The organism is Microlunatus ginsengisoli (assembly GCF_039537205.1).
In the GTDB taxonomy this organism is placed as follows: Bacteria; Actinomycetota; Actinomycetes; order Propionibacteriales; family Propionibacteriaceae; genus Microlunatus; species Microlunatus ginsengisoli.
Genome location: NZ_BAABAB010000007.1, coordinates 184,633 through 200,200, shown reverse-complemented (window position 1 = coordinate 200,200; position 15,568 = coordinate 184,633). Strand labels below are relative to the sequence as shown.

The 15,568-nt window shown below is 70.1% G+C and carries 13 protein-coding genes; 9 read left to right on the top strand and 4 right to left on the bottom strand.

Annotated features, from left to right (window positions below; translation table 11 throughout):
• Positions 1 to 61: 61 nt before the first annotated feature.
• Positions 62 to 766: a potassium channel family protein gene (locus tag ABD747_RS05940; RefSeq protein ID WP_344802357.1), complete on the bottom strand. Its 705-nt coding sequence runs from the start codon at positions 764 to 766 to the stop codon at positions 62 to 64.
• A 20-nt stretch (positions 767 to 786) separates the two neighbouring features.
• Complete coding sequence (locus tag ABD747_RS05935) at positions 787 to 1,434, bottom strand: potassium channel family protein (RefSeq protein WP_344802508.1); 648 nt, start codon at positions 1,432 to 1,434, stop codon at positions 787 to 789.
• 51 nt (positions 1,435 to 1,485) lie between these two features.
• Between ABD747_RS05935 and ABD747_RS05930 the strand changes: the two genes are divergently transcribed.
• The 6 genes from ABD747_RS05930 to thiC all read left to right on the top strand — a co-directional run bounded on the left by ABD747_RS05930 (position 1,486) and on the right by thiC (position 10,206).
• Positions 1,486 to 3,507 carry an APC family permease gene (locus ABD747_RS05930; protein ID WP_425562486.1) on the top strand — a complete coding sequence of 674 codons (2,022 nt, stop codon included), beginning with the start codon at positions 1,486 to 1,488 and terminating at the stop codon, positions 3,505 to 3,507.
• 4 nt (positions 3,508 to 3,511) lie between these two features.
• Positions 3,512 to 4,678 (top strand): class I SAM-dependent RNA methyltransferase, encoded by a 1,167-nt coding sequence (locus ABD747_RS05925; RefSeq protein WP_344802353.1) that lies wholly within the window; start codon positions 3,512 to 3,514, stop codon positions 4,676 to 4,678.
• A gap of 317 nt (positions 4,679 to 4,995) precedes the next feature.
• The gene (locus ABD747_RS05920) at positions 4,996 to 7,773 is read left to right on the top strand and encodes an aconitate hydratase (RefSeq protein WP_344802351.1); all 2,778 of its coding nucleotides are present in this window, start codon (positions 4,996 to 4,998) and stop codon (positions 7,771 to 7,773) included.
• A 91-nt stretch (positions 7,774 to 7,864) separates the two neighbouring features.
• Entirely contained in the window at positions 7,865 to 8,125 is a 261-nt protein-coding gene (locus ABD747_RS05915) for a type II toxin-antitoxin system Phd/YefM family antitoxin (RefSeq protein ID WP_344802349.1), read from the top strand.
• The gene (locus ABD747_RS05910) at positions 8,126 to 8,380 is read left to right on the top strand and encodes a Txe/YoeB family addiction module toxin (RefSeq protein ID WP_344802347.1); all 255 of its coding nucleotides are present in this window, start codon (positions 8,126 to 8,128) and stop codon (positions 8,378 to 8,380) included. It abuts the gene before it with no gap.
• A 140-nt stretch (positions 8,381 to 8,520) separates the two neighbouring features.
• Positions 8,521 to 10,206 (top strand): phosphomethylpyrimidine synthase ThiC, encoded by a 1,686-nt coding sequence (gene thiC / locus ABD747_RS05905; RefSeq protein WP_344802345.1) that lies wholly within the window; start codon positions 8,521 to 8,523, stop codon positions 10,204 to 10,206.
• Here thiC and ABD747_RS05900 read toward each other — a convergent pair.
• Complete coding sequence (locus ABD747_RS05900) at positions 10,179 to 10,880, bottom strand: TetR/AcrR family transcriptional regulator (RefSeq protein ID WP_344802343.1); 702 nt, start codon at positions 10,878 to 10,880, stop codon at positions 10,179 to 10,181. The two genes, thiC and ABD747_RS05900, sit on opposite strands and share 28 nt — an antisense overlap.
• Before the next feature lie 128 nt (positions 10,881 to 11,008).
• On the opposite strand from ABD747_RS05900, the gene ABD747_RS05895 reads away from it, so the two are divergent.
• The 3 genes from ABD747_RS05895 (at position 11,009) to ABD747_RS05885 (ending at position 14,421) form a co-directional block, all read left to right on the top strand.
• Positions 11,009 to 11,944: an NAD-dependent epimerase/dehydratase family protein gene (locus tag ABD747_RS05895; protein WP_344802341.1), complete on the top strand. Its 936-nt coding sequence runs from the start codon at positions 11,009 to 11,011 to the stop codon at positions 11,942 to 11,944.
• A 72-nt stretch (positions 11,945 to 12,016) separates the two neighbouring features.
• The gene (locus ABD747_RS05890) at positions 12,017 to 12,790 is read left to right on the top strand and encodes a cyclase family protein (protein ID WP_344802339.1); all 774 of its coding nucleotides are present in this window, start codon (positions 12,017 to 12,019) and stop codon (positions 12,788 to 12,790) included.
• The gene (locus ABD747_RS05885) at positions 12,787 to 14,421 is read left to right on the top strand and encodes a thiamine pyrophosphate-binding protein (RefSeq protein ID WP_344802337.1); all 1,635 of its coding nucleotides are present in this window, start codon (positions 12,787 to 12,789) and stop codon (positions 14,419 to 14,421) included. The genes ABD747_RS05890 and ABD747_RS05885 overlap by 4 nt, the downstream gene beginning before the upstream one ends.
• Here the strand turns inward: ABD747_RS05885 and ABD747_RS05880 are convergent, their stop codons facing one another.
• A complete protein-coding gene (locus ABD747_RS05880) occupies positions 14,422 to 15,558 on the bottom strand; it encodes a glycoside hydrolase family 3 protein (protein WP_344802335.1) in 1,137 nt (378 codons plus the stop codon). It lies immediately after the preceding gene.
• Positions 15,559 to 15,568: the final 10 nt, after the last annotated feature.

Sequence of the window (15,568 nt, the reverse complement as noted above, 5' to 3'; positions counted from 1 at the left end):
GCGAAGTGGGTCGAAAGCGAGCGAAGTCGGTCGGAGCCGACCCGACCCGAGCGAAGCAGATCTATATACGCGGGGAGGCGACCGGGGTCTGCTTGACGGTGATCCCGGCGCGGGGGGAGAGCATTTCGGCGAGCTCCTGCTCGTAGTCCTGGGCGGTCACGAACAGCAGCTCGTCGCCGGCCTCGAGCGAGCCGTCGGCGTCCGGCGGCTGGGCGTGCCCGTCGCGGATGATCGCGACCAGCACCACGTCTCCGGGCCAGGTCAGGTCGCCGATCCGCTGACCGACGCACGGGCTGCCGCCGGGCAGGGTCATCTCGACCAGGTTCGCCTCGCCCTCGTGGAAGGTGAGGATCCGGACCAGGTCGCCCACGGTCACGGCCTCCTCGACCAGCGCGCACATCAGCCGAGGCGTGGAGACGGCGACATCGACCCCCCAGACCTCGTTGAACAGCCACTCGTTTTTCGGGTGGTTGACCCGGGCGACGGTGCGCGGCACCCCGAACTCGGTCTTGGCCAGCAGCGACATCACCAGGTTGGCCTTGTCGTCGCCGGTCGCCGCGATCGCCACGTCACAGGTGTCCAGCCCCGCCTCCTCCAGCGAGGAGAGCTCGCAGGCATCGGCCAGCAGCCACTCCGCACCGGGCACGGTGTCGGACTTGATCGCGTGCGGGTCACGGTCGATCAACAAGATCTCGTGCCCGTTCTCGAGCAACTCGTTCGCGATGGACCGGCCGACGTTGCCGGCCCCGCCGATGGCGACCCTCATGCTCATATCTCCCTTCGGCCCTATTCGCCCTTGGGGGCCGCGCCGAGGATGGCCTCGACCTCGGCCAGCCGGGCGTCGGCGACCGCGACGTACAACAGGTCGCCGTCCTGGAAGACCGTCGACCGCTTGGGTACGATGCCGGCTCCGAGCCGGAACACGAACGGTACGCGTACGGCCGACGCGGCCTCGATCTGGTCGATCGTCCGCCCGACCCAGCCCCGGTTCACGTGCACCTCCAGCAGCCGGACCGAGCCCGACGGGTCCCGCCACTGCGGCTCCGAGCCGGCCGGCAGCAACCGGCGCAACACCTGGTCCGACGTCCAGCGGACCGTGGCGACGGTCGGGATGCCGAGCCGCTCGTAGACCTCCGCCCGGCCCGGGTCGTAGATCCGGGCGACGACGTTGTGCACACCGAACGTCTCCCGCACCACCCGAGCCGACAAGATGTTGGAGTTGTCGCCGCTGGACACGGCGGCGAAGCCCTCGGCCTCGGCGATGCCCGACTCGATCAGCACCTCGCGATCGAAGCCGACCCCCTTCACCGTGCGACCGCCGAAATCGGGGCCGAGCCGGCGGAACGCATCGGGCTGCACGTCGATGACGGCGACGGAGTGTCCGCGTTTCTCCAGGCTCCGGGCCAGCGTGGAGCCCACCCGGCCGCAGCCCATGATCACGATGTGCACGGGTCGGAGTCTAGTGGTCCGGAACGGACCTATTGAATGCCTTACGCTTCGACCGTGGGTCTCTCAGACGTCGGCAAGCGCCTGCTGCTCGGGCGCAAGCTCCGCAGCACCCAGCTAGGCGAGACCCTGCTGCCGAAGCGGATCGCGCTGCCGGTGTTCGCCTCGGACGCGCTGTCCTCGGTGTCCTATGCCCCGGACGAGATCCTGCTGACCCTGTCGCTGGCCGGCCTGGTCGCCTACAGCTACTCCTGGAAGATCGCCATCCTGGTCGCGATCGTGATGCTGGTCGTGGTGGCCTCCTATCGGCAGAACGTGCACGCCTATCCGTCCGGCGGCGGCGACTACGAGGTCGCCACGGTCAACCTCGGCCCGAACGCCGGGCTCACGGTGGCCAGCGCCCTGCTGGTCGACTACGTGCTGACGGTCGCGGTGTCGATCTCCTCGGGGGTCGCCAACGCCAAGTCGGCGCTGCCGTTCATCGACGGGCACGAGACGCTGATCGCCGCCTCCGCCGCGCTGATCCTGATGGCGCTGAACCTCCGCGGCGTGCGCGAGTCCGGCACGCTGTTCGCCGTCCCGACGTACTGCTTCATGGTCGGCATCCTCGCCATGGTCGCCTACGGCCTGTTCCGGATCTTCGTGCTCGGCGAGAACCTCCAGGCGCACAGCGCCCAGTACGGCATCCAGGCCGATCCGCGCTACGAACCGTTCACCGGGCTGGTCATGGTGGCCCTGCTGGCCCGCGCGTTCTCCTCCGGCTGCGCCGCGCTGACCGGGGTCGAGGCCATCTCCAACGGCGTGCCGGCGTTCAAGAAGCCGAAGAGCAAGAACGCGGCCACCACCCTGCTGCTGCTCGGCACCATCGCGGTGACCATGTTGATCGGCGTCATCGCGCTGGCCAACCTGACCAACCTCAAGCTGATCGACGCGCCGTACTCCCACTACACCTTGAACGGGCAGCCGGTCGAGGTGATCGAGGAGACCGCGATCGGCCAGCTCTCCGCGACGGTCTTCTCCAACTTCCCGTTCGGCTTCTACTTCGTCGTGTTCGCCACGATGATCATCCTCTTCCTGGCCGCGAACACGGCCTTCAACGGGTTCCCGGTGCTCGGCTCGATCCTGGCCCGGGACGGCTACCTGCCGCGCCAGCTGCACACCCGCGGCGACCGGCTCGCCTACAGCAACGGCATCGTCGTGCTGACGGCCCTGGCGATCGTCCTGATCGTCGCGTTCAAGGCCGACGTCACGGCCCTGATCCAGCTGTACGTCGTCGGTGTCTTCGTGTCCTTCACCGTCTCCCAGCTCGGCATGCTCCGGCACTGGACCAGACTGCTGAAGACCGAGACCAAGGTCGCCGTCCGCCGCCGGATGATGCGGTCCCGGGTGATCAACGCCATCGGGCTGACCATGACCGGTGCGGTGCTGATCATCGTGCTGATCTCGAAGTTCCTCCAGGGCGCCTACATCGCCATCATCGCGATGGCCGTCATCTTCGTGATGATGAAGGGCATCCAGCGGCACTACAAGACGGTGTCCGCCGAGACCGCCCTGGTGGAGGGCGAGGACCGGATGCTGCCCAGCAGGGTCCGCGCCATCGTGCTGGTCAGCAAGCTGCACAAGCCGACGCTGCGGGCGCTCGCGTTCGCCAAGGCGTCGCGGCCGAGCACGCTCGAGGCGCTCACCGTCGCGGTCGACCCGGAGGAGACCGAGCAGCTGGTGCAGACCTGGGAGGATGCCGGCATCGCGGTCCCGCTGAAGGTGGTGGCCTCGCCCTATCGCGAGGTGACCAACCCGATCCTGGACTACGTCAAGAACATCCGCTCCGAGAGCCCACGCGACGTGGTCACCGTCTACATCCCGGAGTACGTGGTCGGCCACTGGTGGGAGCAGATCCTGCACAACCAGAGCGCACTGCGGCTCAAGGGTCGGCTGCTGTTCACCCCGGGCGTGATGGTCACCTCCGTGCCCTACCTGCTGGCCTCGTCCGGCAAGGCGGAGCAGCGGTTCGAGCGGGACGACGCAGCCGGCACGGCCCGGCGCTCCTACTACGGCCGCTGACCGCGTGCTGGTCGAGGTCGAGGTCGGCCCAATCGCCCACGGCGGCCACTGCGTGGCCCGGCACGATGGCCGGGTGATTTTCGTCCGGCACGCGCTCCCGGGCGAGCGGGTCCGGGTCGAGATCACCGATCCGAGCCATGCGAGGTTCTGGCGCGGCGACGCGGTGGAGGTACTCGTACCGAGCCCCGACCGGGTCGTACCACCGTGCCGGATCGCCGGCCCGGGTCGCTGCGGCGGCTGCGACTTCCAGCATGCGGACCCGACCGCTCAGCGCCGGCTGAAGACGCAGGTGCTCGCCGAGCAGCTGGAACGACTGGCCGGGCTGGCGTGGGACGGCGAGGTCGAGGCCGTACCCGGCCCGTCCGGCGCGCCGGACGGGCTCGGTTGGCGGACCCGGATGCGCTATCGCGTCGACGGCTCCGGACGCGCCGCGATGCGGGCGCACCGCTCGCACGAGCTGATCGCGCTGCCGGCCGAGGGCTGCCTGATCGCGCGTGCCGGGAGTCCGGACGTGGTCGAGGGCTCCTGGCCGCCCGGCTCGGAGCTGGTCGCGATCGCCGCGGCCGACGGTCCGGTGCTGCTGGTGGACGGTGACCCGGTGATCGGCGGACCGCTGCTGCAGGAGCGGGCGGCCGGCCGCACCTGGGAGCTGGCCGCCGACGGCTTCTGGCAGGTCCACCCGGCGGCCGCCGACACCCTGGTCGCGGCGGTGCTCGACGGGCTGCGGCCGCAGCCGGGGGAGCGGGCGTTCGATCTCTACTGCGGCGTCGGTCTGTTCGCCGGTGCCCTGTCCGGCGCCGGCTGCCGGGTCTGGGCGGTCGAGTCGTCGCCGGGCGCAGTCGAGTCCGCTCACCGGAACCTGGCCGACGCCCCGGTGCACGTGCGGGTGCTGACCGGCCGCGTGGACGTCCGGCTGCCGCGGATGAGCGAGCGGGTCGATCTCGTCGTCCTCGACCCGCCGCGCACCGGTGCGGGCAAGGCCGTGATCACCGAGATCCTGCGCCGCCGGCCCCGAGCGGTCGCCTACGTCGCCTGCGACCCGGCCGCCCTGGCCCGCGACCTCGGCACCGCCCGCGGACTCGACTACGAGCTGGCCGGCCTGCGCGCGTACGACCTGTTCCCGATGACCCATCACCTGGAGGCGGTGGCGATCCTGGAGCCCTCGGGCTGACTTCCGCCGGTCGCCTCCGGGACTCGAACCGTCCAGCCGCCGTGTCGCGAACCGACCTCGCGCTGATTCCTGTCTCGTGTCAGGCCGCCCGATCCGCGCGCGCGAGGTCGATCGGCGACAACGTGCGCTCGCGAACCTCGACCAGACCACTGCCTCGCGGCACCGGGCGGGTGCATTCCGGAGCGCCGGGTGAGGGTTGGCTTACCATCCCCGTCGCGGGCGCTGGCACTAGGGTGCCAAGGGTGGCGAGCGCGAGTGTCGCCGCGTGATATCTTGATATCAAGAGACTTTGCTCGAACGACCCGGAGGAGTGCTCCATGAGTGTCAACAGCTTCGGTGCCAAGGCCACCCTGGAGGTGGGGGACACCTCGTACGAGATCTTTCGGCTGGACGCCGTCGAGGGTCAGGAGACACTGCCGTACAGCCTGAAGATCCTGCTCGAGAACCTGTTGCGGACCGAGGACGGCGCGAACATCACCGCCGACGACATCCGGGCACTCGCGGGCTGGGACCCGAGTTCCGAGCCCAGCAAGGAGATCCAGTTCACCCCGGCCCGGGTGATCATGCAGGACTTCACCGGCGTGCCGTGTGTCGTCGACCTGGCCACCATGCGCGAGGCGATGGCCGAGATGGGCGGCGATCCTGCCAAGATCAACCCGCTGGCACCGGCCGAGATGGTGATCGACCACTCGGTCATCGCCGACGTGTTCGGCACCGCCGACGCGTTCGTCCGCAACGTCGAGATCGAGTACGGCCGCAACCGCGAGCGCTACCAGTTCCTGCGCTGGGGCCAGACCGCGTTCGACGACTTCAAGGTGGTCCCGCCCGGCACCGGCATCGTGCACCAGGTGAACATCGAGCACCTGGCCCGGGTGATCTTCGACCGTGACGGCGTTGCCTACCCGGACACCTGCGTGGGCACGGACTCCCACACCACCATGGTGAACGGGCTGGGCGTGGTCGGCTGGGGTGTCGGCGGCATCGAGGCCGAGGCGGCCATGCTCGGCCAGCCGGTGTCGATGCTCATCCCGCGCGTCGTCGGCTTCAAGCTGTCCGGCTCGCTGCCCGAGGGCGCGACCGCGACCGACCTCGTGCTCACGATCACCGAGATGCTGCGCCAGCACAAGGTGGTCGGCAAGTTCGTCGAGTTCTACGGCCCGGGCGTCTCCCAGGTGCCGCTGGCCAACCGCGCCACCATCGGCAACATGAGCCCGGAGTACGGCTCCACCATCGCGGTCTTCCCGATCGACTCCAAGACCACCGACTATCTGAGGCTCACCGGACGCTCCGACGAGCAGATCGCCCTGGTCGAGGCGTACGCCAAGGAGCAGGGTCTGTGGCACGACGACGATCGTGAGCCGCGCTACTCCGAATACCTCGAGCTGGACCTCGCCACCGTCGTGCCGAGCATCGCCGGGCCGAAGCGCCCGCAGGACCGGGTGATCCTGGCGCATGCCAAGCAGGGCTTCCGCGAGGCACTGCGGGACTACGTCTCCGCGGAGGAATTGGACGGCTACGACGAGTCGGTAGACGAGTCGTTCCCGGCGTCGGACGCGCCCACCTCCAACGGTGGCAGCACCGCCGGCGCGCCGCACGAGTACGGCGAGGACGTCCCGGCGGACATCGGCCGGCCGAGCAAGAAGACGAAGCTGACCCTGGATGGTCAGGAGGTCGAGATCGACCACGGCGCGGTCACCATCGCCGCCATCACCTCCTGCACCAACACCTCCAACCCGAGCGTGATGATCGGCGCCGCCCTGGTGGCGAAGAAGGCCGTGGAGAAGGGGCTGACCCGCAAGCCGTGGGTGAAGACCACGCTGGCGCCCGGCTCCAAGGTGGTGAGCGACTACTACGACCGCGCCGGACTGACGCCCTACCTGGACAAGCTCGGCTTCAACCTCGTCGGCTACGGCTGCACCACCTGCATCGGCAACTCCGGGCCGCTGATCCCCGAGGTCAGCCAGGCGGTCCAGGACAACGATCTGGCCGTGGTCTCGGTGCTGTCGGGCAACCGGAACTTCGAGGGTCGGATCAACCCGGACGTGAAGATGAACTATCTGGCGTCGCCGCCGCTCGTCGTCGCGTACGCCCTCGCCGGCAGCATGGACGTCGACATCACCACCGAGCCGCTGGGCACCGACGAGTCCGGTGAACCCGTGTACCTGAAGGACATCTGGCCGACCGAGGCGGAGATCGACGAGATCGTCGCGTCCGCGATCGGCGCCGACATGTTCACCGACTCCTACGCCGACGTGTTCGCCGGCGATCAGCAGTGGCAGTCGCTGCCGACGCCGGAGGGCGACATCTTCGAGTGGGACGCGGACTCGACGTACGTCCGCAAGCCCCCGTACTTCGAGGGGATGCCGGCCGAGCCGGTGCCCGTCACCGACATCAGCGGCGCCCGCGTGCTGCTCAAGCTCGGCGACTCGATCACCACCGACCACATCTCGCCGGCCGGTGCGATCAAGGCGGACGCCCCCGCCGGCAAGTACCTGTCCGATCACGGCGTCGAGCGGAAGGACTTCAACTCCTACGGCTCGCGGCGCGGCAACCACGAGGTGATGATCCGCGGCACGTTCGCGAACATCCGGCTGCGCAACCAGTTGGCGCCCGGCACCGAGGGCGGCTTCACCCGCGACTTCACGGCGGCCGACGGTCCGGTCACCACGGTGTACGAGGCGTCCGAGAACTACATCGCCGCCGGGACCCCGCTGGTGGTGCTGTCCGGCAAGGAGTACGGCTCGGGGTCATCGCGTGACTGGGCGGCCAAGGGCACCGCGCTGCTGGGCGTGAAGGCCGTCATCGCCGAGAGCTACGAGCGGATCCACCGCTCGAACCTGATCGGGATGGGCGTCCTCCCGCTGCAGTACCCGGAGGGCCAGAACGCCGAGTCCCTCGGCCTGACCGGAGAGGAGACCTTCGACATCTCCGGTGTCACCGAGCTCAACGACGGGCGGACGCCGAAAACGGTCAAGGTCACCGCCGGGGACGTCACATTCGACGCCGTGGTCCGGATCGACACACCGGGGGAGGCGGACTACTACCGCAACGGCGGGATCATGCAGTACGTCCTACGCAAGATCAGCGGTTCGTGAGCTGATCGGCTCGGAGACCTGGCGTCGCTGAGGCGCTGCTCGCGTGAGTGGTACCATAAAAAGGTACGACTCACGCGAGCGAGGTTCACCCATGTCCATCAGCGCCAGCGAGGCTCGCAAGACCTTGTTCCCGCTCATCGAGCGCGTCAACAACGACCGGGAGGCCGTCGAGATCGTCTCGCGCAAAGGTAACGCTGTGCTGATGCCGGCCGACGAATATGCGGCATGGCAGGAGACCGCCTACCTGTTCCGCTCGCCGGCCAATGCCCGTCGGCTGCTCGATGCGTACGAGCGCGCGACCGCAGGGGAGACCGAGGCGCACGAGCTCGACCGGTCGGGCGAGGACGGCTGAGTGCGCCTGGTCTGGGACGAGTCCGCCTGGGAGGACTACCAACACTGGCAGGCAGCAGACCGCAGGATCCTCAGGCGGATCAACACCTTGATCGACGCCTGCCTCCGCGAGCCGTTCTCGGGCATCGGCAAGCCCGAGCAGCTGAGGTACGGAGCTCGGGGGTCCTGGTCGCGGCGGATCACCGATGAGCACCGGCTCGTCTACTTGGTCGACGGCGACGACCTGGTGATCCTGCAGGCTCGGTATCACTACTGAGGGCCTGATCCGGGCGGTTCGACGTTTGCTATGGTCGTCGCACCAAATCCACGCGGGGGCTCCCACGCCGGGGGCTGAGATGGCGACAGGCGGTCGCCGACCGCCGAACCTGTCCGGGTAATGCCGGCGTAGGGAGAACGATGACCAGCTCGACCCTGGGCGCTGTCGCGCGCCCGCAGGCGGACGACTCGTCCGCAACCGTGACCACCGGCCCGATCGAGGGGAGCACCAAGCACTACCTCACGGTCGACCACCTCCGGATCCCGCTGCGCCGGGTGCAGCTGACCAACGGGGACACGCTCGACCTGTACGACACCTCCGGTCCCTATACCGACCCGGGTGCCGCGATCGACCTCGACGCCGGGTTGCCGCCGACCCGCGACCGCTGGCGGCGACCCGACCCGGTGGACGGTGCGGCGACGCAGCTGGCCTGGGCCCGGGCCGGCGTGATCACCGACGAGATGCGCTACGTCGCCGCCCGGGAGGGGGTCGAGGTGGAGCTGGTCCGGTCCGAGGTCGCCGCCGGACGGGCCGTCATCCCCGCCAACCACCGGCACCCGGAGTCGGAGCCGATGATCATCGGCAAGGCGTTCGGGGTCAAGATCAACGCCAACATCGGCAACTCCGCGGTGACCTCCTCGATCGCGGAGGAGGTGGAGAAGATGGTCTGGGCGACCCGCTGGGGCGCCGACACGATCATGGACCTGTCCACCGGCCGGAACATCCACACCACCCGGGAGTGGATCCTGCGCAACTCGCCCGTGCCGGTCGGGACCGTGCCCATCTACCAGGCGCTGGAGAAGGTGAAGGGCGACCCGACCGCGCTGACCTGGGAGATCTACCGCGACACGGTGGTCGAGCAGGCCGAGCAGGGTGTGGACTACATGACGGTGCACGCCGGTGTGCTGCTTCGCTACGTCCCGCTGACCGCCCGCCGGGTGACCGGGATCGTCTCCCGCGGCGGATCGATCATGGCGGCGTGGTGCCTTGCCCACCACCGGGAGTCCTTCCTGTACACGCACTTCGGCGAGCTGTGCGAGATCTTCCGGCGCTACGACATCACGTTCTCCCTCGGCGACGGGCTGCGCCCGGGCAGCATCGCCGACGCCAACGACGAGGCGCAGTTCGCGGAGCTGCGTACCCTCGGCGAGCTGACCACGATCGCCAAGTCCTTCGGCGTCCAGGTGATGATCGAGGGGCCCGGGCATGTCCCGATGCACAAGATCGCCGAGAATGTCCGGCTCGAGGAGGAGCTGTGCGAGGAGGCGCCGTTCTACACCCTCGGCCCGCTCGCCACCGACATCGCGCCGGCGTACGACCACATCACGTCCGCGATCGGCGCGGCCATGATCGCCCAGGCGGGCACCGCGATGCTGTGTTACGTCACACCCAAGGAGCATCTCGGCCTGCCGAACCGGGACGACGTGAAGACCGGCGTGATCACCTACAAGATCGCGGCCCACGCCGCCGACCTGGCCAAGGGTCACCCGCGGGCGCAGCGGCGCGACGACGCGCTCAGCCAGGCCCGCTTCGAGTTCCGCTGGACCGACCAGTTCAACCTGGCGCTCGACCCGGACACCGCGCGGTCGTTCCACGACGAGACGCTGCCGGCCGAGCCGGCGAAGACCGCGCACTTCTGCTCGATGTGCGGGCCGAAGTTCTGCTCGATGCGGATCTCGGCGGACGTCCGGGCGTACGCCGTCGAGCACGGCCTGGTCACCGCCGAGGACATCGAGCGGCGGCTCGCGGCCGGGATGGCGGAGAAGTCGGCGGAGTTCGTCGACGGCGGCGGGCGGATCTATCTGCCGGTGGAGAGAGCGTCCTGACCGGCGCCGGCTGACGGATCCAGCCGGGCGACGATCAGCTCGAAATGGGCGTCGTAGTCGAGCACGGCTCGATGCAGGTGGCCGAAGAGCTCGAGGCTGATCGCCCCGAGCAGGCCTCCCCACGCCCGGAGCCCGCGGATGCAGGCGTCGTCGGACAGATCGATCCCGGAGCCCTCGCGGATGCCCGCGTAGATCTCGGACCGCGCCCCGGTGCCGGAGCTGCGTCGGTCGCTCTCGGCCATGATGTCGAGCAGGATGGCGGTGACGCGGCCGGACGGAGCGACCGTCGCGTCGGGTGCGCTGTAGCCGGGAACCGGCGAGCCGTACAGGAAGGCGTACTCGTGCGGCGCCGCGAGCGCCCAGCAGCGGAGCGTCCGGCCGAGCGTCAACCAGCGCTCACCGAGGTCGCTCCGATCGACAGCGGCGTCGGCCTGCTCCAGCCGGTCCGCCAGCTCACCGTAGATGATCACCAACAGCTCGGTGAGCAGGTCGTCGCGGCTGGGGAAGTAGCGGTAGACCGCTGACGATGCCATGCCCAGATCGCGGGCGACGGCGCGCACCGACAGTGCGGCCGGGCCGATCTCGGCGAGCTGGCGGCGGGCGCTCGCCACGATCGCCCCGGTCAGCTCGCGGCGGGCGACGGCTCGGGCGGACAGGGCTGCTGACGGAGTCATGACGGCAGTCTGACATCTGTTCGAGACCGGTGCAATAAAACGAGAGCATCGCTCTTGACATGGGTTCACGTCTCGTGCACTCTTGAAGTCGAGAGCGGTGCTCTCGTTTGAGAACAGGAGGCACAAACATGAGCCGGACGTACGTGATCGTGGGAGCCGGGCCGGTCGGGCGGCACACCGCCGAGGTGCTGCGGGCCCGGGGAGAGGCCGTCACCCTCGTCACCCGGTCGGGCACGGTCCGCATCGACGGGGTCGAGTCGGTCGCCGCCGACGCCTCGAACCCGACCGCGCTGAGCGCCGCCGCCGAGGGCGCCACGGCCCTGTTCAACTGCGCGAACCCGACCGACTACACGACCTGGGAGCAGGTCTGGCCGCCGCTGGCGGACAGCCTGCTGGTCGCTGCCGAGCGGACCGGGGCGACCCTGGTGACCGCGTCCTGCCTGTACCCGTACGGTCCGACGACCGCGCCGATGGTCGAGGGCCAGCCGGACGCGGCGACCGACCACAAGGGCCGGTTGCGGGCCGGGATGTGGGCGGAGGCCAAGGCGCGCCACGATGCCGGCCGGATCCGCGCGGTCGAGGTCCGCGGGTCCGACTACGTCGGCGCGGGGGTCGGCCCCAACGGCCACGTCACCCGGCACCTGCCGGCCGCGACGCAAGGAAAGGCCGCCTGGGTGATCGGCAGGCCCGACCTGCCGCACAGCTGGACCGATGTGCTCGACATGGCGCGCACCCTGGCGGCGGTCGCCGACCGGCCCGACAGCTGGGGACGGGTCTGGCACGCGCCGACCAACGAACCGCGCAGCCAGCGCCAGGCCCTGACCGACGTCCTGGCGGCCGGCGCGCATGATCCGGTGCCGGTGCACGCCATCCCGATGCTCGCGCTGCGCGGGCTCGCCGTGGTGAATCCGCTGATGCGTGAGATCGCGGAGCTGTCCTACATGTGGACCCGTCCGTACGTCCTCGACTCGGCCCACACCCGGCAGACCCTCGGTCTCGAACCCACGCCGTGGGACGAGGTCTGCCGACGTACCGCAACCGGCAACCTGACCCCCGTCGGCTGACCGTCCCCCGGAGTTGTCAGAATCTCAGCACCCTCTAGCGTGCTGAGATCCTGACAACTCGGGGAGAGAAACATGACGGTGTTGGCTGAGTTGCTCGGGCAGGTCACGAGCGGGTCGGTGCAGGTGATCGACCTGACCGCGCCGCTGTCCTCGGAGACGCCGGTGCTGAGGCTGCCGCCGCCGTTCGCGAACACCATCCACCTCAGCCTGGAGGAGGTCAGCAACTTCGACGACGCTGGCCCGATGTGGCGCTGGAACAACATCCACACCGGTGAGCACACGGGGACCCATCTTGACGCGCCGGCCCACTGGGCGACCGGCCGGGCGGGTCTCACCGTGGACGAGATCCCGCTGACCCGGCTGATCGGGCCGGCGATCGTGCTGGACCTCGCCGACGAGGTGGCCGCCGATCCCGATTTCCTGCTCGAGCCGGATCACCTGCTCGGCTGGGAAGCGGCCAACGGGCCCATCCCGGACGGCGCCTGGGTGCTGCTCCGGACCGGATGGAGCGCCCGAGCCAGCGACGAGGCGGCGTTCCTCAACGCCGACGAGAACGGCCCGCACACGCCGGGGCCGTCGGTGGACGCGGCCCGCTGGCTGGCCAACGAGCGCGCGATCACCGGTCTCGGCGTGGAGACCGTCGGCATCGACGCCGGCAGCGCCGGGGGAATGGAGCCGGCGTTCCCGGCGCACCACTTCCTGCTCGGTGCCGGCAAGTTCGGTCTGACCCAGCTGCAGAACCTGGACGCGCTGCCGGCGGCCGGCGCACTGCTGGTGGTCGCGCCGCTGCCGATCGTCGGCGGGACCGGCAGCCCGGCGCGGGCCATCGCCCTGGTCGAGCGGTGAGGGTCGCCGAGCTCGTCGGACGTACGTTGGGGCGGCTCGGCATCGGCCATGCCTTCGGCGTGGTCGGCAGCGGCAACCTGGCCATGACCAACGCACTACGCGACGCCGGCGTGCCGTACGTCGCCGCCCGGCACGAGGCCGGGGCGACCACGATGGCCGACGCGTACGCGCGGACCAGTGGCACGGTGACGCTCGCGTCGGTGCATCAGGGACCGGGCCTGACCAACGCGATCACCGGGATCGCCGAGGCCGCGAAGAGCCGGACGCCGTTGATCGTGCTGGCCGGTGACACGGCCGGCGCGGCGGTTCGCTCCAACTTCAGGATCGACCAGGACGCGCTGGTCCGTGCGGTCGGCGCCGTGCCGGAGCGGGTGCACTCCGCCGCAAGTGCGGTCGCCGATGTCACCCGGGCCTGGCGGACGGCGCGCAACAGCCGGCGGACGGTCGTCCTGAGCGTGCCGCTCGACATCCAGGCCGGTGACGCCGAGCTGACCCGGGTCGACCCGTTGCCGCCGCCGGTCCCCGTCCGCCCGGGTCGATACGCCACCCGCCAGCTCGCCGACCTGCTGACCACCGCGCGCCGACCGGTCTTCATCGCCGGCCGCGGCGCGGTGGCGCACCGCAAGGCCCTCCGTGACCTCGCCGTGCAGAGCGGGGCACTGCTCGCCACCTCCGCGGTCGCCAAGGGCGCGTTCGCCGGCGACCGGTTCGATCTCGGGATCTCCGGCGGGTTCGCGACGCCCCTGGCCGCCGAGCTCATCGGCGCCGCGGACCTGGTGGTCGCCTGGGGATGCAGCTTGACGATGTGGACCACCCGGCACGGCAGACTCATCGGCGACGGGACGGTCGTGGTCCAGGTGGACGACGACGAACCGGCGCTCGGCGCCAACCGGCCCGTCTCGCTCGGCGTGCACGGAGACGTCGGCGAGACCGCGCGCGCCGTGCAGCAGCTGGTTCCGGTGCGCGAGCCCGACTCGACCTACCGCACCGAAGCGGTCGCGGAGCGGATCGCCGCCGACGGACGCTGGTCGGCGATCGAGACCGACGACCTCTCCACCGCCGAGACCATCGACCCCCGGCTGCTCAGCAGGGAGCTGGAGCACCGGCTGCCGGCGGATCGGGTGCTGGCGATCGACTCCGGCAACTTCATGGGCTATCCGGCGGCCTACCTGTCGGCTCCCGATCCGGCTGCCTTCTGCTTCACCCAGAGCTTCCAGTCGATCGGGCTGGGACTGGCCACTGGGATCGGTGCCGCCCTGGCCAGCCCGGGCCGGCTGCCCGTCGTCGCCAGTGGCGACGGCGGCTTCCTGATGTCGATCGCCGACCTCGAGACGGCCGTCCGGCTGGGCCTGCCGCTGGTGGTGGTGGTCTACAACGATCATGCCTACGGCGCCGAGGTGCACCACTTCACCGGTGGTGACGACCTGTCCACGGTGACGTTCCCCGACGGCGACCTCGCCGCGATCGCGCGCGGTTTCGGCGCCGACGCGATGACGGTCCGGACCCGCGACGACCTGGACCAGCTGGACGTCTGGCTCGCAGTCCACCACGACCGGCCGCTGGTGATCGACGCCAAGATCAGCAGCGACGGCGGGTCGTGGTGGCTGGCCGAGGCGTTCCGCGGGCACTGATCAGCCGCGTGTCCGACCGCCGAAGATCGCGTCGATCGCGGCCTCGTCGGCGTAGGGGTGCTCGACCACGCCACGCTCCCATTTCATGATCAAGATCCGCCGGATGCTCTCGTCGATCCGCTGCTCGGTGAGCCGGCCGCCGCGCACGGCCCCGACCACCGATCGGATCTGCACATCCGGATGCGGCGGGTCGAGCAGGACGTCGGCGCCGGCCTCGATCGCCCGGATCGGGATCTCCTCGTCCGGGTGGCGGGTGCGAACACCCGCCATCCGGAGCGAATCGGTGACGATCACGCCGGAGTAGCCGAGCTCGTCGCGGAGCAGACCGTTGATCACCTCGCGACTGAGCGTGGCCGGACCACCCGACGGGTCGAGCGCGGGAAACGACAGGTGCGCGGTCATGATCGCGTCGACGCCGGCGGCGACCGCCGCACGGAACGGCGGGGCGTCCACCCTCGCCCACTGCTCCTTGTCGTGGTCGACCACCGGCAGGGCGGTGTGGGAGTCCTCGGCGGTATCGCCATGCCCGGGGAAGTGTTTGGCGGTCGCCGACACCGCGGCCGATTGCAGTCCGTGGACGGCCGCGGCGACGTGGCGGGCGACGAGGTCCGGGTCCGCACCGAACGAGCGCACGCCGATCACCGGGTTCTCCGGGTTGATGTTCACGTCCGCGACCGGCGCGTAATCGGTCGTGATGCCGATGGCGCGCAGTTCCCGACCGATGATCGCGTACGTCCGCCGGGTGGCCTCGGGATCGTCCGCGGCCGCCAGCTCGATCGCCTCGGGAAACACACTCGCCGGCGGACCGATCCGGACCGAGGCGCCGGTCTCCTGATCGGTGGCGATGCTCAGTGGCACCGGGCCGCCCGCGACGGTGTTCGCGCGTTGCAGACCGTTGCTCAGTGCCGCGATCTGCACCGGCGTGGACACGTTCCCGCTCCAGGCGAAATAGATCACCCCGCCCAGGTGGAACCGCGCGACGGCCTCGGCCGGGGTGCCGACGCCGAACCTGGCCACGTTCTCCGCGGACACCTGGTCGGCGGAGGATCCGGTCACGTAGGCGACGAAGAGCTGACCGACCTTCTGCTCCAGGGTCATCGCCGCGATCGTGCTGTCGACCCAGCTGTTCGGTTCCATCCCGACGACG

Bases quoted from the DNA above. Each gene is read 5' to 3' on its own strand.
- ABD747_RS05940 (WP_344802357.1), bottom strand. From the start codon at position 766: ATGAGGGTCGCCATCGGCGGGGCCGGCAACGTCGGCCGGTCCATCGCG.
- ABD747_RS05935 (WP_344802508.1), bottom strand. From the start codon at position 1,434: ATGGGCTGCGGCCGGGTGGGCTCCACGCTGGCCCGGAGCCTGGAGAAA.
- ABD747_RS05930 (WP_425562486.1), top strand. From the start codon at position 1,486: ATGCCTTACGCTTCGACCGTGGGTCTCTCAGACGTCGGCAAGCGCCTG.
- ABD747_RS05920 (WP_344802351.1), top strand. From the start codon at position 4,996: ATGAGTGTCAACAGCTTCGGTGCCAAGGCCACCCTGGAGGTGGGGGAC.
- ABD747_RS05915 (WP_344802349.1), top strand. From the start codon at position 7,865: ATGTCCATCAGCGCCAGCGAGGCTCGCAAGACCTTGTTCCCGCTCATC.
- thiC (WP_344802345.1), top strand. From the start codon at position 8,521: ATGACCAGCTCGACCCTGGGCGCTGTCGCGCGCCCGCAGGCGGACGAC.
- ABD747_RS05900 (WP_344802343.1), bottom strand. From the start codon at position 10,880: ATGACTCCGTCAGCAGCCCTGTCCGCCCGAGCCGTCGCCCGCCGCGAG.
- ABD747_RS05895 (WP_344802341.1), top strand. From the start codon at position 11,009: ATGAGCCGGACGTACGTGATCGTGGGAGCCGGGCCGGTCGGGCGGCAC.
- ABD747_RS05890 (WP_344802339.1), top strand. From the start codon at position 12,017: ATGACGGTGTTGGCTGAGTTGCTCGGGCAGGTCACGAGCGGGTCGGTG.
- ABD747_RS05880 (WP_344802335.1), bottom strand. From the start codon at position 15,558: ATGGAACCGAACAGCTGGGTCGACAGCACGATCGCGGCGATGACCCTG.